Source organism: Saliphagus sp. GCM10025317 (genome assembly GCF_042663665.1).
GTDB lineage: Archaea > Halobacteriota > Halobacteria > Halobacteriales > Natrialbaceae > Natronosalvus.
In genome coordinates, this window is record NZ_JBHTAQ010000007.1 from 1,181,934 (window position 1) to 1,203,731 (window position 21,798).

Here is a 21,798-nt window from a genome sequence, read left to right on the forward strand (position 1 = left end):
CCATCACCAGACTTAATCATTCGTGAAGGCAACACAGGCCGCGCGGCAGAACACCGTGTGGGAACTCGGGTTGCCGCGCAACCTAGTTACTGATTATTTGACTGTTCGTATAGCCTTGTCTCCGGTGGGGTTTAGGGAGCACCTTTGCGTCATTAATGACAATATGGGAAGCATGTCGTGTGGGAACCTCAACATATCGGCTGATGAATCGCAGATGACTGTTCGCGAGAAGTTGGAGTCCGACGAGGCTTTGACTGACACTGACCGGGCATTTCTCGTGGAGCTTCTGAACGACCGAGACCTGTTGGAGAAGATGGTCGTCGGTCACGTTCAGGCCCTTCTCAGTGGAAGGGATGGCGTGGAAGTTGAGGAGGAAAACTCGTTCTCGTTCCCGCCGCGCCCTGATGACTGGGAGAGCGAGAGAGATGCCTTCGAGTTCCCTTCGCGCTCGGGAGAAACTGGTCACTGATGTCGGAGGGGGTTATCTGTCGGCTGTAAATAGCCCTGTTCCAACGTTCTCGCTTTTCGTAGTCGGATGATACTCCTTGAGTAGAGGTCGGGCTTCAAGGGCATGCTGGAGACCTCAAAATTGGTCCTGCTATAGCAGTATGACCCCTTGGCTCTCATAGAGGGGTCGGTCGGCTGTATCAGATGGTTCTGGCCCGTATCAGACCGTACTGGCGCGGCACGGGTGTCTATACGGTTATGATGGGTCGGGCAATTCCTTTGCATTCTTACCGACAAGATGGAGATATGAACCGAATCGAACTGGAGAACTGCCTCGACCGGAACGCCCGCCGCTTCCTTGCGGCAGTCCAGTACTACGGTGGTGACGCCACTACTACAGAGATTCGCGCTCGGACAGGCCTCTCCCGTACCGTGGTGAACCACCGCTTCGATGTCCTCGAAGAATGTGGCCTCATCAACGTGACGTATGCCGACTACGGCCACGGGCGACGTGACCCGCCGAAGGTCGCACACTTGACCGGCGCGGCACGGAGGGAAATCGAGAGAGGTATCCTCGGCGGCATTAACGACGAACTCTCCCGGGAGGGAGTCCACGACCTCGAAGCTGAAGTGCGCGCCGTTCGCGGTGAGAACGCCGAATTCCGCGAGATGGTCCACGCCTTCACCGATGCTCTCCGGCAACACGGGGACCGTCTTGACGACATCGAAGAGGACGTGGACGAGTTGTACGAATGGGGAGAAGAAGCAGAACGGGCGATTCGCACTCTATGGGCCGAGAGGGACGGATAGTCCGCAGGAGTTCCGGGGACTCTGAGAGGAGAAGGGTGTCATCCCCATCATAGCAGACTACGCCACACCGCCGACCTCGTGTGCCGGGACGTTCAGCTAGTCCGATAAGTTCATGCAGTGTGGGTTAACAGCTCATGCCATTAAATGGCGAGAGAAAACACGGATTTGCCGTTTGGGGACGCATTCTCTCCCGCTCAACTAGAGACCGGCGACGATGAGGAGTTAGTCGTCATTCTGGAACTGGTAGACGAGTACGAGGGCCGCCCAGACGAGTTCAATAGCGAGATTCAAGACCGATTCTATCCGTCGATGGACCGCGCGAAGAACGTACGGCTCGGTGTCGGACCAGCAGGATACCGTATCGTGGACGAGGATTTCCAGTTCACCGAGTTCGGAGAAGAACTCTACGACCTCCGCGACGACCCAGACGAACTCTACGACCGATTCGCGCAACACATTCTCCGCAACCTGCACGGGCTGAAGGGTATCGAAATCGTCGAAGACCTCGAAGCGCAGGGCCGTTCCACGACGAACGACGACCTGAAGCACGAGTTTCGAGAGCAGTACGGCTTCCACATCGACGAAACCTCGAACCACTGGTCGCAAATGCGGGCGTGGATGTCGAAGGCGGGCGTTGTCAACACGGGAACGCACATCTACAAAATCGACCGGACACGCATCGAGGAACTTATCGGCGTCGGTTCTGAGGACATCCTCGAACTTGACGGCCTGAGCGACCAGCAACAAGCATTCCTCCGCGCTCTCGCACTCATCAATCCGAAGGGGCGCATCCAGAACAGCGTCGTGAAGCAGGTTGCGGAGAGGGCCTACGGCGTCGATATATCCCAAAGCAACATCAGCCGACGTACGCTTGACCCACTTGAAGAAGCGGGCTATATCGAGTGGGAACACGTCTCTGGGAAAGCGAATTGGATTGAGACGACTGATAAGTTCGACGCCGAGGTACTCAAACCGATTCTCGACGACCTCGCGGGGCGTACTGGCGTTCCACGACACGTTCTCCGCCTCTCCTTTGACGAGCTACTTGACGACCTCAACGCCGATAGTACGCACGAGAAGGGGGTCGCCCTCGAAACGCTGGCCGTCAAGATTGGTCGGCTCCTCGGCCTGACGTTCGTCGGGTGGCGAGTGCGCGGTCGGAGGACCGGCGGCTCCGAAGTGGACGTGGTAATGGACGACATCGGGGAGCTATACAACCGGGCTCAAGTACAGTGTAAGAACACACAAAGCCAGATTCAGACGAAGCACATCGCCCGAGAGGTCGGAATCTCGCGGATGCTACAAACGAATACGATTCTGATGATTGCCCGGAGCGGCATATCTGGTGATGCTCGTCAGTTCGCGAACCGAGTGATGCGTCACGAGAACATCGCAGTGATGTTCCTCACAGGAGACGACCTTGAGGAGCTTGACCAGAACACTACCCACCTCCACCACGTCTTACAAGGCGAGTCTCGACGGATTAGTAACCTCAAGCGGCTCGGGGAGGCCGAGTACGTCGAAGATGAGGACGAAGAGGTTGTTTCGAGTAGGGAAGAAGAGGCGTTAAACGAGTATCAGGAAGAACTCGAAAAGTTCCAAGAGTCGGTGGAAGACGCTTCGTTAGGCGACTTTGGGTAATCGGTTGTCATTCTGTTTGTCACTCGCGAAGCCTCCAAAGTCGGACTGCTCGTCGTCTAGTATCTGATTGATAGCCGCTAACTCGATGAGGCGGAACTGCGAGGTATAGACGTGTCGTTCAAACGCCAGTACGGACCTCACGCTCGCCGCGACGGTCGGGTAGTCCGATAGGTTCATGATGTGTGGATTTTCAGCTCATGGTATTCGATGGAGCGGGAAAAGACGGACTTAGTATATGGCGATTTGTTTGGCCCGGGGCAACTCGACACCGACGGAGATAGGTCGGAGCTTCCGGTCGTACTGGAGATGGTCAAGGAGTACGAGGGAGACCCGTACGAGTTCGATGATGCGGTGGTTGAGCAGTTTCTGGCCGACAGTACAAATCCTGATAAAAGGAAAGGGAGTCTCCGATACGGTCTCGGCGTTGACTCGGGATACGGCCTCGTTGATGAGGACTTCTACTTGACTGACATTGGGGAGGAGTTGTACGACCTACGTGACGATGAGCGGGTACTCTTCGAACAGTTTGCTGAGTACATCCTGTTGGATTGTGATGGCCTCAAGCTGGTCGAGATAGTGGATGATATGCACGCAAACGGCGAGAAGCCAACTCTCCCTAAAATCAGCGACGCATTCAGAGAGCATTACGGCATTTACACCCACGAGACAAATTCCGATGTCAGTCAGATGCGCGGCTGGTTGAACAAGGCAGGAGTCATCGGCACCGGGCTAAACTACGATGTAGGCTGGGATGTCATCGAGGACCTAATCGGTGTGGATTCTGAGGGTCTACTTGACCTCTCTGAGCTAGCCGACGAGCAACGGGCATTCTTGAAGGCACTCGCCCGAATTGACCCCGAGAAACCGATGCCCAACAGCATAATCGGGGACATCGCGGAGAATGCGTACGGTGTCTCAATCCCCAAGAAAAGCATCGTCAAGGACGTGCTGAAGCCGCTTCAGGAAGCTGGTTACATCGAGTACAAAAACCCGTCTGACGTGTCCGGCAAACCAAATTTGGTCATCTCCACAGATAAGTTCGAGAACGAGGTTCTCGCACCACTACTGGAGGACGTTAGCGAGCGAGTCGGCGTCCCCCGCCACATCCTCCGCACGTCGTTCGAAGAGGTTCGTGAGCAAATGGACGCAGATTCGAATCACGAGCGCGGGCTCGCACTCGAAGTGCTAGCCGTTAAAATGGGCCATCTCCTCGGATTGGAATTCGAGGGCTGGCACGTTCGCGGGCGGAACACGGGTGGCGCAGAGGTGGACGTTGTGATGGACTCGACCGATGTTTCCTTCTCCCGGTGGCAAATTCAGTGTAAGAACACGAAGAATAACCTCCGTACCAGCCACGTCAAGGAGGAGGTCGGCGTCGCGCGAATGCTTCAGTCGAACGTTATCTTGATGGTCGCGCGGTCTGGCGTCACATCTGACGCCCGGCAGTATGCCAGTCGAGTAATGTATCGAGATAACCTTACCATCATGTTCATCAGCGGCGATGACCTGCTGACGCTCGACGAAGACCCCTCTCACTTGCTGACGGTGCTTCGACGGGAGACCCGCCGTATCGAGCGACTAAAGCAACTCACCGAGCGGGACATGGTGGAAGTTGAGGAAGATGAAGAACGGGTAAACCGCGAGGAGGAGACACTGGACGAATATCAGGAAGTCATCGAAGAGTACCAGAACCCCGACGAAGAGGAGCAGGGTCAGCTAACTGATTTTGACGAGAGTTAGTCGTCGTTAGGTTCGACTGTCGAGAAGTCTCCAAAATCAGATTGCTCGTCGTCAACCATCTGCTCGATGGCCGCCATCTCCATAAATCGGAACTGAGAAGTCTGAACGTACTGTTCCTGACGTTCGAACGCCATCCAGTTGCGACCGAGGTCGGCGGCCACCCGTCCAGTCAGATTACTTCCGGCGAAGATGTCCAATACGACCGGGCAGTCGTCATCCTCTTCATATGGCGGATTCTCCGTAAGGAACTTGACGAAGAACTCGGGGAGTGCCCTCGGGAAGCGCGCCGGGTGAGAGTCCACATCGAGTTCGCGACATGCCCTCAAGTAGTGAGTATTCGACGCCGTATTCGCGGCTTCGATGAGATTGTCAGGGATACTCCCGCCGCCGTTCTCGGGCTTGTCGAACTTGTCGCTGATGTCGTGACCAGAGGGTCGCTTCTTGTCTTTGTAACCGTTCTCCATCAATTCTTTCTGTGAGTCACTATACTCGTTCAAGACACGAGTGTTGTCGGCTTCTGGCCGCTCGCCATCCTCACCCTTCGAGAACCACCAGACATGGTTAATGGCGTCGGTCACACGGATTCGTTCGATAGTGACCCACTGCGCGGGCGTCGGGAGCTTTGCGGGATTGTGCCAATAAAAATCTTGGGCGAGTTCGAACAGGCCGTCCGAGCCCGCGAGAGCGGTTAGGAGTTCGAAGTGGTAGAGGTCCCGATACGGCTCTCCCTTCGTCCACGAGCCGCCGATGTCCACTACGAATGACCCATCGGGTTTGAGAACTCTCTTAACTTTCTCCGCAAATTCCAGAAACCACTCGTTGTAGTCCTCGGCGTCCTTATTCCCATACTCTTTCTTCCTCTTGAGAGCAAACGGCGGCGAGGTCATCACGAGGTCGATAGATTCGTCAGGGAGTTCGTCGAGAAGTTCACGGCTATCGCCGTGATAGCAGGCTCCCCCCTCGCCGGTATAATACGGTTCAGAGGTCATCAAATTCGTTACGGCGGGTACTTCCTCCATCAAACTGGTCCTCGTGGGCTCTGTAGTAGATTGTGCCATGTCTAACTTAAGGTTTCTACCTTGGGCTCGTCGCATCGTTGTCTTGTGATTCCATGCGAATTACCCGTATTCGGTATGTCCATCCCGATGAGCTGTCCCTAGTTAAATATTTCTCACTTGAGTTGGTACGGCACTCAATTGACACTATACTGAGATGATTTTGCCTGAATTGTAGATGCCGAAGATATCGCCTCTTCAGCGCTTAAAGTCGCAGATTCTGCTATAAATCGACCCGTTTATATCAGCGTAAAGATAGCATCCTTTTCTACTCCATCAAAGTATAATCGTTCTGATGCTCGAACTCGCATACGTATTCGTCGTCGGCGTAATCGGCGTGTTCTTTATCGGATACTGCACGCCCAAATTCGCGCTCTGGGGGTCTATCGGGACCGCGATGATGTGGATGACTGCGTTCCTCGTCCCCTCCTTCTCGCCGGGTGAGGTCATCGATACCGTAGGGCCGCACATCCTCAACCTGTTTATGGTCTACCCGAAGGCAGTCGGATTGGCGTGGGACTCGCAGACCGCCGATGCAGGTCTCCTTGGAGGTTTGGCCGTCCTCGTATGGGCAGTCATCCTGCTCGTTCCCTACATTTACGGGCTGATTCTCGGCGTCACGACGTGGCCGGAGTTGTTCGTATTCAGGGTGTTATTGTAACCATGAGAGACGACATCGAAACCACTCACTGGGAGCATACGGCGTGGATGTGCCAGCGCTGTGGCGACGGCGACGGACATCCGTCGCGTCTGCAACTGGTAGATTCCCGCGACTTGTCGATTTCGTCCCGGGATGTCTGGGAAGATGACTACGACCGCGAGTTGTACCAGCGGCGGGAGGTTACTGAGACAGCGGTTGTCTGTCCCGACTGCGAGACTGTGTTCGACGTGGAGTTCGTGCCGCGCGAGGACGCTGAAGAGTAGGCCGGGCGACGGTACTCCTATAGGAGTATTCTCGATTATCTGATATACGGCGACAGTAGCCTACGAACAGTGTGGTAAATGCGATTCTCTACTCATCGACCACGGCGATGACGTGTTCTCGTGCCCCGAGTGCAACACTCGGTTCCCCAAGACGACGATGCGGATTCCCTCCGGTGGTACGGTGGCTAGGATGGGGTCTCGATGAAGCTAAAGTCAACCCCCATCTCGCTCTTGATGCTGAAAACGAGAGCCAGACACTCGTCTTCCCGAACCGGGAGCGTTGAGAAGTTGATAGTGGAGTGGTTGCCATTCTTGTCGAGTAGCGACCCTCGGATGTCGTCATCACGGTCAGGGTCAAAACGACTTCGCGCGATAGGTCGAATTTTCTGTTCGTCCTCTATCCCGCCGATTAGCAAGGTCGTATCGTTCTGTATCTCCTTAGTGATTTTATCGGCTAACTCGTCGTTGTCGATTCCGCTGAACCAGTCTCGGGATTTGTACTCGATGATGTTCCCCTCCTCAGGGATTACCACTCCTTCTGCGTCGAAGTTCTCGACGCATTTCTCGCCCAACTGGTCGAAAAAGAGTGACTCGGGGCCGTCGAACCATTCGGAAGCGGTGTCGAATATGACGTACGACACGATATTCGCCATCGTATCCCCGGTGTTGAAGTTCGAGATTATCTGGTAGAGTTCGTTCAGGCGCTCAAAGTCACCATCGGCCTCGTTGTACACGAGGAACGGCCCGACGGCATTCGGCTCCTCAGTGAAACCCGACCCCACGTGGTAAAGCCGAGTCTCTTCGCCGCCGATAAACTTCGAGAGGAGTTCCAGTCGCCACCCTGCTGAGAGGTTGATGAGCTTGTCCGCGAAGACGATATTGAATTCATCGTGTTCTTTCTTCAGGACGATTTCACCGTCCAGCCCATTCGTTACCTTCGATTTGTGGTCGATGATATTGCTGTTCCACGGTCCCCAAGATTCGGTGAGGTTCCCGTACTTGGTCCGGTAGGTCTGTAGGTCGTAGTAGATGTTGTAGAACCCTTGGAGGAACTCGTCCACAGTCTCATACGAGCGGCGTCCGAGTTTCACTTGGTCAACCGGGAACTCCTCACCGTCGGGAAATCGCAGAATTCCTGAGACCAGAGTGTGTGACTCCTCCAGTAGGAACTTGTCCACGAATTCGTCGCGAGGATACTGGAAGATGCTCGTTGCGTCCTTCTGGCGGCAGTATATTTTCACATCGCCCGCTTCCTCAAAGGCGATTTCCTCCGGTTGGAGGCCGAGCCAATCAGAGAAAGATTTCGTGTTCCGATTCCGCTCGAAGTGATAGGCGTTGATACCGTCTCGCTCCCTTTTGAACCGGACGTACTTATCTACGTTGTCCGTGTCCAAGAGACGTTCAAGCACGTCCGCCTCCGTCGTAATCGTCTTCTCCTTAGAGTCGGTGTGGCAGATAATGACCGAGTTAGCCACCACAAGGAGTGCGGCGTATTTCCCGGGTTGGCGGGCCGAAGTGTAGAGGCTGTCGCAAAAATTGTTGATGAGCGAGGAGTCGAACACCTCCGGCGGGTCGGGATAATTATCGAGGAGGTGCGAAATCCACATATCGGGATTTGCGTCCAGTTCGAGGTCGGATTCGACGGAACTGGTCTTCGTTTGACGGTCCAGACCCTTGATGACATCAAGAACGTTCCGAACCTTCGCCTCGCTGGTGAGTGTTTGCTCGGTCAGTTCAGTCCCTTGCACCTCCTTGTAGCGGAGGTACACGGGGTCTGGGTCGGTATCGACGATGTGGGTCTGACCCATAGATTGTATTTGACAAGTCATGGTCGCACCATAATGCTTTCTGATTATCGTATCTGGGCGAATCACGGCACCTGAGGAAGAATCTTGGCGAAGGTCGTCGATACAGCTACGGCGGGCCGAGCCACGCGACTGTCACTCGAGAGGTCTCGGCGCGGGTCAAGTGCCCGGCGCGCAGACTGTAGTTTCACTTTCACTCCGTTTGCCCAACCCTTACTTGCTTTTGAGATAACTGGTATCGTATGTCGGTGTATTCAATCAACTACGACCTCCACCGTCCCGGTCAGGAGTACGATGAGTTGTACGAGGCGATTAAGGACCTCGGAGCTTGGTGGCACTGCCTAGAGTCTGTCTGGCTGGTGGACACCTCCAGTTCCGCGACTGACATCCGTGACGAGTTGAAGCAGTACTTGGATTCGAACGACGAGATACTGGTCATCCGATTGTCTGGAAGCTGGGCGTCAAGAGGCCTCAGTGATGAATGTAGTGACTGGTTGTACGACCGTTTGTAGCACAGACGTTGACCAACCAGTGTCGCATTTTGGGGTAGTTCGCGATGGGCCGAGACGCGCGACCATCGCCCGGAAGGTCTCGCCGTAGGTCGAGCGCCCGGCGTGCCGCAATCGATGTCGGGAACGCCGACCATCGGTGGAAGCCCGCTGTGCAGACCCGTTTCCTTCGCTGTGACGCATCAACCCCTACCCTCTGGTGTGTCACAGGACGCCGTAATCGAGTTGAGGGACAAGTCGCTTACTCATTTTCCCGGGAACGCTCAGACATCGAAATCCGGGCGATTTCCAACCAGTGCTCCTAGCAAATGACAGATATACTATACTTCTATAAGCGTATAGTCCTAACAACTCGATTATGGTACGCATCGATGACTCCGGCGGCCACACCAAGTGCTGGCTCTCCTTCCCGGACGAGAAGGACGAACTGATTTCGACGGCCCGCTCGCGAGACTGGGAGCGCGCCATCGCAATGCGCTTCATGGTTGAGGTCGGTTGCCGCGCGAGCGGCGTCCTGTCGGCCACCCCCTCCGGCATCGAGTACAATTCTGACGGCGGGTATTGGCAGATTGAAATCAAAGGCAAGAACACGAAGGGAGGGGAGAAGACGACGAGAGACGCCTACCTCCCCGATTCAGTGAAGCAGACGCTCAACATCTACGCCGACGAACGCGGCATCCCAGACGACGAACCCTTCGTCGCCAAGTCCGAGAGTACAGTCCGCCGTTGGGTGGACGAGGCCTCCGCCAACCTCGCGGACGAGACCGGAAACGTCCGTTGGCGTCACGTCTCCAGCCACGACCTCCGGCGCTCGTGGGCGTCGCACTACCTCGTAGACAAACAGGTGGCCGTACGTGTGATGATGGAAATCGGCGGCTGGTCATCGTACGACGCCATCGAGCCCTACCTCCGCAAGCCGTCGCCTGAGGTCATCGGGGAGGAGATGGCATCCGCGAGTCTCGTCTGACCCAAAAACATGCTTTTATGCCTATTTCAAGGTCAAAGTTATGTCTATGACCATCGTTTTGGGGATGAGTATTTATACTACCCCTCCTATGGTATGTGTATGGAAGTCAACACGACTGCCAACGACGAATCGAACGGAGGTGAGAACAACTACAGAGAAATCCAGACGGCAGACGACGCACGGTACGTTGAGGTCGGAGACACCGTGAGCGTCGAAATCAACGCACGTCCCGAGCGCGAGGACCACGACGAAGCGGTCTGGATAGACCCGCTTGTGGACAGTTATGAGGCAGAGGTTACTGCCGTGGCCAAGGGAGACCTCGTTATCGGCGGCGAGGTAGTGACGCTCACTCTCGCAACCGGAGACAAGCTCACCGTCACGACTCGGGGTGCGCGCGACATGGAGCGCGACTACGAATATTACAGCAATCGCGACTCCCACAATCCTCGAAACCGTGTCCGCATCGCGGTTGTGGCCGACGACGAGGATGATGAGGACGGCGACGAACTCGTCACCGACGGCGGCACCTGTTTTGGCGATGGCGGGTATCGCCGGACCCACCCGGTCGGTGCAGTCGAGTGTTCGGTCTGTGACCGGCGGGCGAGGAGCGGGTCTCAGGTCACTGAGCGAGATTGCCGATACGATGTCGAGAGTGAGCGGACTTACCTCGCCTGCGACGCCTGTCTCAAGCGGCTGGAGGGTGATTCGGCATGAGTGACGAAGCGACTCCCCGCGACCGGGCGTGGCTCGCGGTCATCGACCTGCTCGCTGATGCTCACCCGATGACCGTTAAGGACATCGCGGACGGTGGGAACGTCTCTACGGACACCGCGCGGGCTGTCCTCCACGTTGCGGAGGACTACGGTCTGCTCACCCGAGACAAACCGCAAGCACACACCTATCGCCCCAATATCGGTCCGCTCGCTCACGTGGACGACCCTGAGTACCGGCGCGCGATTGCTACGCTCATCGGGGAAGCGAACATGGAGGACTGACCTCTGACCGCTGTTTTTCTTTCACTGACAGAGACGACGCCCGAACATATTGTTACCAGCGAAGACGAGCGCGCGCTCTGCGGAGCAGTCTGTCAGGAAGCAGACGCCCGAGTCGTCCCCGCCGACCGAGACCCCGTGGCCGACGCCTCACTCCATCTCTGCCCGGACTGCGCCGACGGGTGGGCGCGCATCGCGGATGAGACCGAACGCGAACCTACGGTTCGGTGTGTATGCGACCGCGCTGGCGACGGACACCTGTGGAAGTGCGCCGAGGTCGTCCCCACGACGGTCGCCCGGGCGCTCAAACATCCTGCCGCCGACGGGCTCGCACCTGTCTGCCTGTCGTGCTACGAGTGGATTCTCAACCATCCGCTGAACGATATGGGCACGCCGGTCGAGGATGCACCGACGTGGGCCAGCCTCAGATGTCCCCGCGAGTGAGGCGCTCAAACGCTTCGATGGTTTCCCGGGCTTTCTTGATTTTCTCCTCTGCTTCCTCAGCCTTCTCCTCTGCGCGATAATAGAGATTTGACGCCGTTTTGAGTGCGATACCCATCTCTTCTCCGACCTCGCGCCATGAGAGACCAGCGGACCGGAGGAGGATGGCTTCAACCTCGCGCTCCGTTAAATGACCAGACAGGCTCGAAAGCTCCTTCATCGACATTCCTACAGAATCTGTGGGAAGTCTGCTCGGCTCTCCCAACGACTCCAGCAGTGCCCGCCCGATGTATTCCGCGAGCTTCGGCGGGACTGCGTTGCCGACCTGCTTCGAGGCACTCCCCATTCCTCCAGCGAAATGATACCACCGAGGGAACGACTGGAGCGATGCTTCTTCGCGCGGAGTTAGTGCGCGCGGTTTCGCCGGGTGGAAGTGCTGATTTCCCGCTGTTATTGTCCACGAGGGTTCGTCTGGATGGAGGCGAATCTGGTGTTGTAAATCACTATACGGGTCGTTTTTGTAACCACCTTCACGCCAGTTCTCGACGATGTGGGGTTGGTGGGACGATTCCTCGGAGTTTGGCCATCCGTCTCCGGGTGACGCCCCTCCCCAGAGAACCGAGCGTGCGGTCGGCGGGTTGTCCTCCGTCGTCGGGGTCGGCCACTCGAACTCACCGCCCTCCGACCCGTGGAAGCCGACGACGAATATACGGTCACGGCCCTGCGGGACGCCGTAATCCGATGCGGTCAGCACCCGATAATCGACATCATAGCCGAGGTCGTCCGCGCGGTCGAGAACCGCATCGAGGTACTCGCGGTGGCGACTCGGGAGGCCTTTGACATTCTCCATCACGAACGCACGAGGTTCGATGGCCTTAACGTAATCGAGATACGTCTGCAACAACGAGCGGAGGGCGTCAGGGTCGTCCTCTGGGGCCAGCGGCGAGAACCTCGTACAGGGAGGCCCGCCGATGATAACGTCTACGTCGTCCGGGCCGATGTCGATGAGTTCAAGGATTTCGTTCGCTGGGTACGCTCCAAGGTCCAAGCAGTATGCGAGGTCTTGGAGATTGTATCGATAAGTTGCGAGGGCGTCCTCGTCGTTATCGATAGCCGCGACCGTGCGGAAGCCTGCCCGGGAGAACCCGAGTGAAAATCCGCCCGCACCGCAGAAGAGGTCCAAAACCTTCAGGCTCATAGGAGTTATCGGGAGGTCGGTATCTTAGGCGTTCCGGGGATGACGAGAAATGATGTCTGCCGAAGGACTCTCCGACGTGGTGCGATATTGTCTATTCAGCGTCCGAAGTGGTTAAAATCGGCACCGAGAGCAATATACGAGAGTATATGTGCTGGTATTTCGTCGTCTCGGCTGATGTCAATCAGCCACGAGAAATCCGACATCTGGAGCGTGGTCATCGGAGCACTCCAGCGAGGTGGAGGAACGGACGAGGATACCGCGAACGCACTCGGAGTAAGCATCGACGAGGTTCGCCAGACGCTCGAAGAGATGGACGAAATGGAGTGGGTGGAGTGGCCCGACGACGATGATGGGACGTTCCGCCCGGGCGATAAGGCAGAGGAGTACCTGCGCATGCCGGACGACGAGAACAACCACTCAGACGAGTAGAACGAGAACGACGGTCGAGGTGAGAAAATAATTCTTCCTGCCGATGTCGCCGCGAAGGTCTAGGAGGGGTGTCCGACGCCGAACCCTATCCTGACGATTCAGCCCCTCTCTCGGCGGTTCCCCGCCTCGCTCTCAGCGGTCAACCGCTTTCCAGCCACGAGAATCCAATATTAATAATATACGAATTAACACTTACACTACTGTTTACATAGGGGTTCAACCGCCAATTCAGGGGAGGACACCCTTATTCTGACAAATGGCAAAATCTCCCCGAAGACCACACATCTCTCGAGTGGCCGAGGACTCGCCAATATCTCCCTCAGACCGCCGAATCTCCGCTTGCTCAGACCCCTCGTCAGCACCCCATACACACCTTCGGAGCGATTTCGGATTGAAGAATAATTTTCTGTATCGGTCGGGGCCAACTCCTCGGACTGGCATCGATTCTGGCTCTCCGCGCTCTCCGGCACACTCAAATCAGGGTCAAAGTGTGGAAAGGTATATAGTTCACTAAGATAAAATATTTGATATGATAGTCTCCGATACCGTCCTCCGTGACGAGCCCTCCGAGCGAACCCAACGAACAGTCCCGGGATACGTCTCGTGGGCGCTCTCCCGAACTGGAATCGACCGAATGAGCAAGGGACTTGTAGCGTATGAGGTTTTGCACCTTGCGTACGACGAATACGAAGACGCTCTCTCTCGACACGAGGCCGCTCTCTTCGAACAGCTTGACGACGAGGCCGGTACGGATACTCGTGAGATGCTGGACTACATCGTGATGTCGCGCGAGTCTACGGCACGGACAGACCTCATCAAGGAGTGTGAGTTCGAGCCCCCAGAGGAATCCATGCCAGCCGACCTCCACTTCCCTGCCGAGTTCGTAGATGCTTTGCCCTCGTACGCCCTCGCTGACCACCTCGAACACGCCATCGTGTATGCGGCGGCCTCTCCGTGGACCAGTCGTCTGGACCGGATGGACGACCTCCAAGACCTCCTCCTCTGGACACGAGGTGTTTCCCCCAACGAGCCATCGCACTTCGTCGAGGAGGTCGTCTCGGGTGAGTCGCGGAAGTGGGATGTCGAGCGTCTGCACGACCGACTGTCACCGGATGTGGAGCGGTACGAACGGTCGGACTTGACCATCGACGACCTCCGCCACTGGGGCGAGGACATCAAGCAAGTCCCATCGGCGCGGGCTCAGGCACTGGAGACTGCACTCTCCAACGAGGATACTGGTATCCCATATCAGCCAAAGGGTGTCCGAGTCAGAGCTACCGAAATCTATGGTGACGTTACCGACGAAACAGCCCACAGATACGCCGCACTCGTCGATTTGGAGACGGTAAACGAGAACGTCGAGACCATCGACCTCGACGTGGACGCCCTCATCGAACGGCTTGAGGATGAGGCATACGACGGGGCGTCAGTTGACTCCATCCGTAAGATGAAGGACATGGAGGACTGGGAGATTGCTGGCTTCGAGGATGACCCGCGCGACCACGGTGGGCTGACTCTCGTGGAGATGGCTGACGACGAGTTGGATAAACTCGACAACCTGCGAGCGGATGGTGCTGGCCCGATGAGTGGCACTATCAAAGTCGCGGGGGACAACTCGCGGAAGGTCGGTGACTGGATTCGCGAGAAACGCGCCGAAGTCGAAGAACGAACTAAGAATTAGTCGCTGACAGGGGTGACCCGCCGCTCGAAGTGGTGGAACATCTCGGCCTCGCGAACGTGCCGACACTTCTGCTCGTCCGCTGTCTCCAACGTTACGGCGCGCTGGAGCTTCGCGAACTCCTCGCATTCGCACTCGCACTCGACGGGCACTCCGTTTTCAACGGTCATCGTCACGGTCATCGCGCCGACGGTGTAACGTTCCTCAGTCATCGTTCACTTCGACGCCACGGGCCGTTATCAAGCGCGCATCTTGTTCCACCCGCAACTCCTTTGCACGGAACCGGGACGGTTGGGGCCGGTCGGCGTCTCCTCGGTATGGACACGACGCTTGACCTTGCGGCCCTCCACTACGAGCCCTGCCCAGACGACCCGGGATGGGTGCGATGCGAGTATTGTCTCGCAAAGGTGTACGCTGGTCGCGGAGAGAAGCTCGTTGACCTTGCGCGTCACAACGACCGATGCGAACATCGATGAGAGCCACCGTCACTCGTCAGCGAGTACCTGCGCACGCATTGAGAGGTTCAGGTCCTCCCTCGCCTTCGGTCCTGCACGCCAAATCTGGGCCCGGTTGTGGTCACGCGTCAGGAACTGTACTTCATCGCTCTCCATAAAACGAAGGACGCGCCGAGCAGTGTGGCGTTTCCCTTCATCTATATCGAGTTCACCGATGCGGAACTTGCCGTCCTCGATAATTCGCTCAATAACAGCTATCCATACCTCGTCACGTACTGCCATCGGTCTAAATCGTGTGAACGACTATATACCATTTTACATATAGAAGGCGGCATATATGACAATATTGGTAGTTTATTTTTCACACCGCTACTCTCACGACCATCCACCCGCCCAACTACCATATCCTCGTTGTCAGTAGTAGGAACGCGCCACAGGGCCCGACGCGCCGACCACAAAACAAAATATGAGCGATTCGAACCTTACCGAACGTGACCTCCGGGCGGCGTTGGCCGAACTGCTAGCCGAAATGGACACCGAGAGCGTTGAGAACGACTTAGACCCCCTCACCCCGAGCGAGGCAGTCGAGAAGTACTTCGAGGCGAGGGACGGCGAACTCGGGACGAGTACGGTCAATTCGCACAAGTCCAGTCTCGGATTCTTCATCCGCTGGTGTGAGATGCTGGACATCGAGAACGTAAACGACCTCACAGGGAAGACGCTTCACAACTACCGCGTCTGGCGTCGCGAAGAAGCCCCCGTGACGGTGAACCGGCTCGCGAAGAAGAGCGAGAAGACCCAGCAGGACATCCTGCGCAAGTTCATCGAGACTCTCGAAGGTCTCGACGCTGTGACCACCGGCCTCCACGAGAAGGTGCAGTCCCCCACGCTCAAGGAGGGTGAAGATGTCCGCGACGAAATGCTGGCGACCGATGCCGCCCGGGGCATCATGGACTGGCTCAGCAAGTACGAGTACGCGTCTGCTGACCACGTAGTTTGGACCCTTCTGACCTCCACTGGGATGCGGACGGGGGCGCTTCACTCGCTCGATGTCGATGACTTCCACGGAGACAGGGACGACCCGTACCTCGACCTTCACCACCGCCCTAAGACGGGAACTGAACTCAAGAACGACGAGCGGAGCGAACGGAAGGTCTCTATCCCCCCGGAGACCGCTACGGTCATCGAGGACTACCTCGAAGACGTGCGCCCCGACGTGACCGACGACTACGGTCGCCGTCCGCTTCTCGCCTCGACGCACGGGCGCTTGGCAACGTCCACGATTCGCATCTACGTTTACAAGTGGACCCGTCCCTGCAAGTACCTCGGTTCGTGCCCGCACGACCGCAACCCCGATGGCCCGGGCGGTTGCGTGGCGGCAGGGCGTGCGTGCGATGCGTCGAAGTGTCCGTCCAGCCTCTCGGGACACCCGGTTCGTCGCGGCTACATCACGCAGGAACTGCGGTCGGAGGTTCCGATGGCCGTCGTGAGTGCTCGGTGCGACGTTTCGGAGGACGTTATCGAGAAGCACTACGACAGGCGCACCTCTGAGGAGAAGATGCAGGCCCGGAAGAAGCTGATGGAGTTGGCCCACAGCGTGAAGCCGGGCTACGCGCAGGCCTAAATATCGTCCAAGAACTCGCGGCGCTGTTCCATCTTGTCGCGTTCGCTCCGCCGGTCGTAATGCTGGTCGAGCACTTCCTGTGAGACGTTAGCGCGGTCACCGACCGCTTTCTCTGGCATGCCCGATTCCAGATAGAACGTAATCGCCCCGCGCCGGATGGCGTGCGGTGAGACGCTCGACGGACACTTGGATGCGCTGTCCCGCCGTGCCCCCTCACAATCGTCGGGGTTGCGGTCGTGCGGGCACACCGTGTAGATGCAGGGGCGGGTGAAGCGATACACGTACTGCTGGACCGTAGTGACGTGAATCCGGCCCTGTGCCGTAGTAATCAGAGGTTCGCGTCCGTGCTCGTCCATCACGTCGGGCCGTACCGTCGCTATCCAGTCGTCCAGCAACTCGCACATCTGGTCCGAGAGCGCGACCATCCGTTCACCCTCGGTCTTGTTCTTGATGGGCGTTCCCGTCTCGGGCCGATGCAGGACTTCGATGTACTGCTCGTCGGGATGGTAGTCCCGCAGGTCCAAGGCCCGGACAGCGCCGCGCCGCATCATCGAGTGCCAGAGCAACGCCAGCGTAACGTGCTCGCGAGAGGCGTATTGGTACTTTTCGAGGTGCGTCAGTACTGCCTCGGCACGGTCGGTACGAAGAATCTCATCGCGCGTGTTCTCGTCCGGCGTCACGTTGGGCGACTGTACCTTCGTGTGGAGGTCCGTCGTCACGGCGTCGATGGTTTCGAGGAACCGGACGAACACGCGTAACGTGTCCATCTGGGTCTTCTCGGTGACCTTCGAGATACCGTTCAAATTCCGCCGCCAGATGCGGAACTTGTGGAGACGCCGCCCGGTGAGGTCGTTCAGGTTGTCGAGGTCTTCTTGCTCGCACCAGCGGACGAAGTGGCCGAGACGCGATTTGTGCGACCGCAGAGTGGCCGCCGAGACCTCATTCCGCCTGTATTCGATGTACAATTCGAGCGCTTCTGTCGGGGTGATGGGTTCGAGATTATCCATCGGATTTGTCCCACGAAGCGCACGTACAGCGGGTTCCACCGGAACTAGGTACCCGAGTACGTGTCCGTTAGTTCGTCTGTGTTAGACCCGTTTGCGGACGCCTGTAGCGCCCATCCTTCTTTGGGTCAACGCGAATCCAACCGGTGGAGTCGAGGCGGTTATAAACCACCTCAGCCGCGTGACCAGTGAGTTGAACACGGCCCGTGTTCCGGGTGCTTCCTATCTACCGATTTACAGATGCCAGTTCCCTCTAAGAGGATATAATTCTACTACCTACCTTTCAATAACGCGGGATTTGCGCTGATAGCAAAACTTGACAGAGGTATCAGCCGCCCCTGTTCGGAACGTTTGGTTTGGCTGGCGAGCTAATCCGTATCTGTTAACCTATAATATATCATTCCACCTGTGTAGAACCATTGTAGTGGGGATAACGGCTGGATATGGAGCCCGCAGACATCAACGTCGGGCTCAGCCAGCGGCCGGGCCACGAGGTCCGAAGTTCGAGGTGCCAACGAGGGAACGATATATAGAACCGTCAGAATATAACCACTATCCAGTTTATCGTGAAACTGCTATATGTTGCTCGTCAACGGTATCCTCCAATATGTGGCGCAGGCAACTAATGGAGGCGGGGGGCAGTCTACTGGTTGCTTCCTTGACATCCAAAATAAAGCGGCAACATTCTCAGTACCAACGGAGTAGAGGAATAGCCATTGAGCAGGCCGTATCCGACGCGTATGACGAGCCGGGTCTCACTACTGCACTTTCCGCGTCAGGTGAGCTCGCTCTATTCGGTTTCGATGACGGGAACGTGATGGTCTTCGATGGTGACCGGGATGGTAATCTCGTCTCAATCGATGTTGATCAAAGTGTCACCCACATTCTAGTGCATGAAGAGACCAACACAGCCGTTCTCGGGTGGAGGGATGCTGATCTGTTCGGCCTACTGGACCTCGAGGGTGAGACTAACTCACTGATCGAACACCCGGGTATGTGGGACATCGATTCCTCAGAGAATGCCGAGTTGATAGCCTCCGTTTCGTCCCCGATCGCCACTACGGGGAGCGTTGAACTCGTTGACAACGAAGGCGCAGTGTTATGGGAATCGAATTTTGACGACGCGACTGGTTTCACTGTTGCCATCACAGATGAAGGGGAGTATGTTACCATTGGGACAGCCCGTTATTGGGGTGGCGGCATCGAGCCCACTGGACAGCCCGGCATCCGACTGTACGACAATAGCGGCACCAATCTATGGCGTTACGATCACGACGAAAACGTCATCTCCATCGGTATTAGCTCTGAACACGAACTCGTGGTTGCAGGAACTGACGATGGCACTCTTATTGTCCTCGATATCGATGGTAACGTTCTCTGGGAGACGACCGAGTACGGTGGTTGGGTAGTGCTTTCCAATGATGGCGAGACAATTCTCACTTCGGAACCCGATGGTATGCTCTACGCAATCGACTCGAGAAATGGTGACCAGCGTTGGGAAACAGATCTTGGGATGTGGGTCGATGAAGACATCAGCGTTTCTGATGATGGATCACGGGCCTTTGTTGCCGATCGAGGCGAAGCCGAGTTTGCGGTCATCGATGAAGGCGAGACGATCTGGACTGAGTCACACGACATCGGGCCCGGACTTGGGTCAATGGCTGGAAACAAGAGTGCGTGGAGCACGATTGTAACGGATCTCGACGAAGAGTCGAGCCACGTCTATACGTATCGAGATCCCGAGGCGGTCGCTGAACCTACCTCCTCTATCGGAGAAGAGCGCACGTCTAGCGGTGAAGACGAGCCGTCTCAAGATAGCGACGAATCTACTGATACGGATGATTCCTCTGAAGGACGAGACGGTTCTGCTGATGGAGACGATGAAACGATCGATGAGAGTGGTGAGTCGACCGATGCCGACACGAGTTCCGTTTCGCTCGAGTTGGTAGGATACCACATCCTCGGTAACGACGCCAATGAAGAACAGATCACTCTACGGAATACGAGTGACGGAACTGTTGATGCCTCTTATTGGCGTATTGAGGATGCTCACATGGTGCCAGCGCAAAATCTCAGCCCATACGAATTCCCGAGGGGATTCACACTCGAACGGGGAGCAGAAGTGACGATCGTCACTGGTGAGGGCGAGAACACGCCCGATCGGCTCTATTGGGGGAAGGATCGACATGTTTGGAATGAAGAGGGCGACGTTGTCTACGTCCGTGACGGAGAAGGTGAGATCATCCTCGAGCAGCCGATCGCCGCAGACCCAAATCAAGAGGCAGAGGATCAAGATAACCCACTCGATGGACCAGTGACGGTTGCTATCAACCAAACTAATTCCCCGGTTACGGGTGGTGATCAACTGAGAGTAGAGGCAACTCTCTCGAACGGTAGTAGCGCGAGGATGGCCACGACAGTCGAACTCGTTGTTGGTGACGAAGTAGTTGATTCACGTCAAGAAACGATCCTCGGGGATGAAACGCAACGTATCGAATTAGGATACACCACATATCCCGTTGAACAAGATGTATCGTTCGGCATAACAGTTCGAACAGGGGATGATAGTGCGTCGACGACGGTAGAGGTGCTTAGCTCTCGGGATGAGACGGGTGATGAAAGCGAGCCAGAGCAGGACACGGAGGCTGAAGACCCTGACTCCGAGGCCAATAACCCAGACGAGTCAGAAGACGAGTCTGAATCAGAGGAGGCAGCAGAGCCAGCAGAAGACGAACCCGAGGAGCCAACTGAAGGCAACGATGAAGCGGACGAGGAAACTGGAAATAACGAAGATACGAATACCAGCAATAGCACAGAAGAAGAGTAGCCGTGCTTTGACTGTATTGGACGTTTAGGAGACGAATCAGTACAATAGGACTCACGACATTCGGCCAGCACCCAGATTGGGTGGTCAATTTGAATCATTTCTCTAGTATATAGCAGTTCGACTTTACCGGCTCTGTTGAACCCCTCAGAAACTGATAGGAAGTCCGTGCTAAATATAGAGCGCATATGCAGCACGAAGAGGGTCCCTGCGCTCTGTCCGGAGTGAAGGAAACTGGGCGAGGTTATCGTTATATTCGAGGATGACGCCGGGCAGGCAACCGGTGATGAGCGGGATTCCGTGCTCTATAGAGTCGAACTAGCCGAGAGTGGGAAGCGCGTGGATGTTCGGTGGCGTGATCTACGGCCAGAATAGCCCCATTCGTTATCCGAACAGTCTATCTTCAGACCCCTGCAACGCAGCTCGAGCCTCTTTCGGAGCCTTAAGTAACGCTATCTCGTAATACTGCTCGATAGAGAACCGGACTATGTCGTGGCGGACGCGTTCAGAAATGACTTGGTCCACTTCCTCCCATGGCAGTTCCATCAGTTCGTCGACCGTCATCTCCTCAGCATCTTCCATCCGCCGGTCGGCTTCCTTCTCAAAAGCATCTATAATTTCCTCTGCTTCCTTCGTGCTGATGTCGAAATCCTCGGGCTGGCTTATCTCCCCGATAATCTCCAGTACATCGCCCATCTCGACGTCAGTCTCCACATCTAACTCTTGAAGGAGTTTGTACTGGTGGCGCATCACACCTGCAATCGAATCGGCGTCTTGGTCCGGTGCCGGGAGGTGAGCGAGATGATACGCGAGCCCGGCAGCGCGTCGCGTTTTCGCGAACGTGTCGCGGTCAACCATCGACAGCACACCGGATGGAGGCGTGTTTACACGTGCATCCATGGCAGTTGTAGCTGGAATTAGTTCCTCAATCTTGTCGAGGTCTATTTTCCGGTCGTTTTGGACACGACGGCCAACGGAGCGTACGTCCGAGAGGTAATCTTGCAGTTCTCGGTGCCAGTCGTGGACTCGTTCTCTGCGACTGGAACGGCGGTCTCTCCACCAGTCGACAAGTTTTGATCCGCCGATTTTGACGGCGGCGAGAGCCACGCCGGCGACGGTGATTTCTCCCAGAGTGATGCCGAACGGGAGCGTCATTTATTCTGATAATTGTGGATGAAGTATATAAACTACTGCACACCTCGCTTCATCACTGTGCCCATATCCTCAAACCGAAGTGGATGGTTCTGTTGAAATC

General features: G+C 56.4%; 23 protein-coding genes. 16 read left to right on the forward strand and 7 right to left on the reverse strand.

Annotated features, from left to right (window positions below; genetic code table 11):
• The first annotated feature begins 22 nt into the window (after positions 1–22).
• The 4 genes from ACFQS4_RS20460 (at position 23) to ACFQS4_RS20475 (ending at position 4,638) form a co-directional block, all read left to right on the forward strand.
• Positions 23–469: a hypothetical protein gene (locus ACFQS4_RS20460; RefSeq protein WP_500196068.1), complete on the forward strand. Its 447-nt coding sequence runs from the start codon at positions 23–25 to the stop codon at positions 467–469.
• A 284-nt stretch (positions 470–753) separates the two neighbouring features.
• Positions 754–1,257 carry a MarR family transcriptional regulator gene (locus tag ACFQS4_RS20465; RefSeq protein ID WP_500196070.1) on the forward strand — a complete coding sequence of 168 codons (504 nt, stop codon included), beginning with the start codon at positions 754–756 and terminating at the stop codon, positions 1,255–1,257.
• A gap of 144 nt (positions 1,258–1,401) precedes the next feature.
• A complete protein-coding gene (locus ACFQS4_RS20470) occupies positions 1,402–2,898 on the forward strand; it encodes a restriction endonuclease (protein WP_500196072.1) in 1,497 nt (498 codons plus the stop codon).
• A gap of 207 nt (positions 2,899–3,105) precedes the next feature.
• Entirely contained in the window at positions 3,106–4,638 is a 1,533-nt protein-coding gene (locus ACFQS4_RS20475; protein WP_500196074.1) for a restriction endonuclease, read from the forward strand.
• On the opposite strand, the gene ACFQS4_RS20480 is transcribed toward ACFQS4_RS20475, so the two are convergent.
• Entirely contained in the window at positions 4,635–5,657 is a 1,023-nt protein-coding gene (locus ACFQS4_RS20480; protein WP_500196076.1) for a DNA-methyltransferase, read from the reverse strand. The genes ACFQS4_RS20475 and ACFQS4_RS20480 overlap by 4 nt on opposite strands.
• Positions 5,658–5,988: 331 nt before the next feature.
• Between ACFQS4_RS20480 and ACFQS4_RS20485 the strand changes: the two genes are divergently transcribed.
• Positions 5,989–6,354, forward strand: coding sequence for a hypothetical protein (locus ACFQS4_RS20485; RefSeq protein WP_500196078.1), 366 nt, complete (start codon positions 5,989–5,991; stop codon positions 6,352–6,354).
• A 2-nt stretch (positions 6,355–6,356) separates the two neighbouring features.
• Positions 6,357–6,617, forward strand: coding sequence for a hypothetical protein (locus ACFQS4_RS20490; RefSeq protein ID WP_500196081.1), 261 nt, complete (start codon positions 6,357–6,359; stop codon positions 6,615–6,617).
• A gap of 185 nt (positions 6,618–6,802) precedes the next feature.
• Here ACFQS4_RS20490 and ACFQS4_RS20495 read toward each other — a convergent pair whose 3' ends face one another.
• Positions 6,803–8,425 (reverse strand): hypothetical protein, encoded by a 1,623-nt coding sequence (locus tag ACFQS4_RS20495; protein ID WP_500196083.1) that lies wholly within the window; start codon positions 8,423–8,425, stop codon positions 6,803–6,805.
• Positions 8,426–8,664: 239 nt separating this feature from the next.
• Between ACFQS4_RS20495 and ACFQS4_RS20500 the strand changes: the two genes are divergently transcribed.
• The 5 genes from ACFQS4_RS20500 (at position 8,665) to ACFQS4_RS20520 (ending at position 11,334) form a co-directional block, all read left to right on the forward strand.
• Entirely contained in the window at positions 8,665–8,934 is a 270-nt protein-coding gene (locus ACFQS4_RS20500; RefSeq protein ID WP_500196086.1) for a hypothetical protein, read from the forward strand.
• A 355-nt stretch (positions 8,935–9,289) separates the two neighbouring features.
• Positions 9,290–9,898 carry a tyrosine-type recombinase/integrase gene (locus ACFQS4_RS20505; protein ID WP_500196089.1) on the forward strand — a complete coding sequence of 203 codons (609 nt, stop codon included), beginning with the start codon at positions 9,290–9,292 and terminating at the stop codon, positions 9,896–9,898.
• Positions 9,899–10,102: 204 nt separating this feature from the next.
• Complete coding sequence (locus tag ACFQS4_RS20510; RefSeq protein WP_500196092.1) at positions 10,103–10,612, forward strand: hypothetical protein; 510 nt, start codon at positions 10,103–10,105, stop codon at positions 10,610–10,612.
• A complete protein-coding gene (locus ACFQS4_RS20515) occupies positions 10,609–10,893 on the forward strand; it encodes a hypothetical protein (RefSeq protein ID WP_500196094.1) in 285 nt (94 codons plus the stop codon). The genes ACFQS4_RS20510 and ACFQS4_RS20515 overlap by 4 nt, the downstream gene beginning before the upstream one ends.
• A gap of 135 nt (positions 10,894–11,028) precedes the next feature.
• Positions 11,029–11,334: a hypothetical protein gene (locus tag ACFQS4_RS20520; protein ID WP_500196096.1), complete on the forward strand. Its 306-nt coding sequence runs from the start codon at positions 11,029–11,031 to the stop codon at positions 11,332–11,334.
• On the opposite strand, the gene dcm is transcribed toward ACFQS4_RS20520, so the two are convergent.
• Entirely contained in the window at positions 11,315–12,529 is a 1,215-nt protein-coding gene (gene dcm / locus ACFQS4_RS20525) for a DNA (cytosine-5-)-methyltransferase (protein ID WP_500196099.1), read from the reverse strand. The two genes, ACFQS4_RS20520 and dcm, sit on opposite strands and share 20 nt — an antisense overlap.
• Positions 12,530–12,703: 174 nt before the next feature.
• Here dcm and ACFQS4_RS20530 point away from each other — a divergent pair, with 174 nt between their 5' ends.
• Together ACFQS4_RS20530 and ACFQS4_RS20535 are read left to right on the forward strand one after the other, a co-directional pair.
• A complete protein-coding gene (locus tag ACFQS4_RS20530) occupies positions 12,704–12,958 on the forward strand; it encodes a hypothetical protein (protein ID WP_500196101.1) in 255 nt (84 codons plus the stop codon).
• Positions 12,959–13,487: 529 nt separating this feature from the next.
• Positions 13,488–14,639: a hypothetical protein gene (locus ACFQS4_RS20535; protein WP_500196104.1), complete on the forward strand. Its 1,152-nt coding sequence runs from the start codon at positions 13,488–13,490 to the stop codon at positions 14,637–14,639.
• Here the strand turns inward: ACFQS4_RS20535 and ACFQS4_RS20540 are convergent.
• Entirely contained in the window at positions 14,636–14,848 is a 213-nt protein-coding gene (locus ACFQS4_RS20540) for a hypothetical protein (RefSeq protein ID WP_500196106.1), read from the reverse strand. The genes ACFQS4_RS20535 and ACFQS4_RS20540 overlap by 4 nt on opposite strands.
• Before the next feature lie 273 nt (positions 14,849–15,121).
• Positions 15,122–15,373, reverse strand: coding sequence for a hypothetical protein (locus ACFQS4_RS20545; RefSeq protein ID WP_500196108.1), 252 nt, complete (start codon positions 15,371–15,373; stop codon positions 15,122–15,124).
• 184 nt (positions 15,374–15,557) lie between these two features.
• Here ACFQS4_RS20545 and ACFQS4_RS20550 point away from each other — a divergent pair, with 184 nt between their 5' ends.
• Positions 15,558–16,715, forward strand: a complete 1,158-nt coding sequence (locus tag ACFQS4_RS20550; RefSeq protein ID WP_500196111.1) for a tyrosine-type recombinase/integrase — start codon at positions 15,558–15,560, stop codon at positions 16,713–16,715.
• Here the strand turns inward: ACFQS4_RS20550 and ACFQS4_RS20555 are convergent.
• A complete protein-coding gene (locus tag ACFQS4_RS20555) occupies positions 16,712–17,722 on the reverse strand; it encodes a tyrosine-type recombinase/integrase (RefSeq protein WP_500196114.1) in 1,011 nt (336 codons plus the stop codon). The two genes, ACFQS4_RS20550 and ACFQS4_RS20555, sit on opposite strands and share 4 nt — an antisense overlap.
• A gap of 622 nt (positions 17,723–18,344) precedes the next feature.
• On the opposite strand from ACFQS4_RS20555, the gene ACFQS4_RS20560 reads away from it, so the two are divergent.
• Positions 18,345–20,546 carry a TP_0783 family beta-propeller protein gene (locus ACFQS4_RS20560; protein ID WP_500196116.1) on the forward strand — a complete coding sequence of 734 codons (2,202 nt, stop codon included), beginning with the start codon at positions 18,345–18,347 and terminating at the stop codon, positions 20,544–20,546.
• 231 nt (positions 20,547–20,777) lie between these two features.
• A complete protein-coding gene (locus ACFQS4_RS20565) occupies positions 20,778–20,918 on the forward strand; it encodes a DUF8139 family protein (RefSeq protein ID WP_500196687.1) in 141 nt (46 codons plus the stop codon).
• A gap of 9 nt (positions 20,919–20,927) precedes the next feature.
• Here the strand turns inward: ACFQS4_RS20565 and ACFQS4_RS20570 are convergent, their stop codons facing one another.
• A complete protein-coding gene (locus tag ACFQS4_RS20570; protein WP_497901570.1) occupies positions 20,928–21,698 on the reverse strand; it encodes a hypothetical protein in 771 nt (256 codons plus the stop codon).
• Positions 21,699–21,798: the final 100 nt, after the last annotated feature.

Bases quoted from the DNA above. Each gene is read 5' to 3' on its own strand.
- ACFQS4_RS20465 (WP_500196070.1), top strand. From the start codon at position 754: ATGAACCGAATCGAACTGGAGAACTGCCTCGACCGGAACGCCCGCCGC.
- ACFQS4_RS20470 (WP_500196072.1), top strand. From the start codon at position 1,402: ATGGCGAGAGAAAACACGGATTTGCCGTTTGGGGACGCATTCTCTCCC.
- ACFQS4_RS20475 (WP_500196074.1), top strand. From the start codon at position 3,106: ATGGAGCGGGAAAAGACGGACTTAGTATATGGCGATTTGTTTGGCCCG.
- ACFQS4_RS20480 (WP_500196076.1), bottom strand. From the start codon at position 5,657: ATGGAGGAAGTACCCGCCGTAACGAATTTGATGACCTCTGAACCGTAT.
- ACFQS4_RS20485 (WP_500196078.1), top strand. From the start codon at position 5,989: ATGCTCGAACTCGCATACGTATTCGTCGTCGGCGTAATCGGCGTGTTC.
- ACFQS4_RS20490 (WP_500196081.1), top strand. From the start codon at position 6,357: ATGAGAGACGACATCGAAACCACTCACTGGGAGCATACGGCGTGGATG.
- ACFQS4_RS20495 (WP_500196083.1), bottom strand. From the start codon at position 8,425: ATGGGTCAGACCCACATCGTCGATACCGACCCAGACCCCGTGTACCTC.
- ACFQS4_RS20500 (WP_500196086.1), top strand. From the start codon at position 8,665: ATGTCGGTGTATTCAATCAACTACGACCTCCACCGTCCCGGTCAGGAG.
- ACFQS4_RS20505 (WP_500196089.1), top strand. From the start codon at position 9,290: ATGGTACGCATCGATGACTCCGGCGGCCACACCAAGTGCTGGCTCTCC.
- ACFQS4_RS20515 (WP_500196094.1), top strand. From the start codon at position 10,609: ATGAGTGACGAAGCGACTCCCCGCGACCGGGCGTGGCTCGCGGTCATC.
- dcm (WP_500196099.1), bottom strand. From the start codon at position 12,529: ATGAGCCTGAAGGTTTTGGACCTCTTCTGCGGTGCGGGCGGATTTTCA.
- ACFQS4_RS20530 (WP_500196101.1), top strand. From the start codon at position 12,704: ATGTCAATCAGCCACGAGAAATCCGACATCTGGAGCGTGGTCATCGGA.
- ACFQS4_RS20535 (WP_500196104.1), top strand. From the start codon at position 13,488: ATGATAGTCTCCGATACCGTCCTCCGTGACGAGCCCTCCGAGCGAACC.
- ACFQS4_RS20540 (WP_500196106.1), bottom strand. From the start codon at position 14,848: ATGACTGAGGAACGTTACACCGTCGGCGCGATGACCGTGACGATGACC.
- ACFQS4_RS20545 (WP_500196108.1), bottom strand. From the start codon at position 15,373: ATGGCAGTACGTGACGAGGTATGGATAGCTGTTATTGAGCGAATTATC.
- ACFQS4_RS20550 (WP_500196111.1), top strand. From the start codon at position 15,558: ATGAGCGATTCGAACCTTACCGAACGTGACCTCCGGGCGGCGTTGGCC.
- ACFQS4_RS20555 (WP_500196114.1), bottom strand. From the start codon at position 17,722: ATGGATAATCTCGAACCCATCACCCCGACAGAAGCGCTCGAATTGTAC.
- ACFQS4_RS20560 (WP_500196116.1), top strand. From the start codon at position 18,345: ATGGAGGCGGGGGGCAGTCTACTGGTTGCTTCCTTGACATCCAAAATA.
- ACFQS4_RS20570 (WP_497901570.1), bottom strand. From the start codon at position 21,698: ATGACGCTCCCGTTCGGCATCACTCTGGGAGAAATCACCGTCGCCGGC.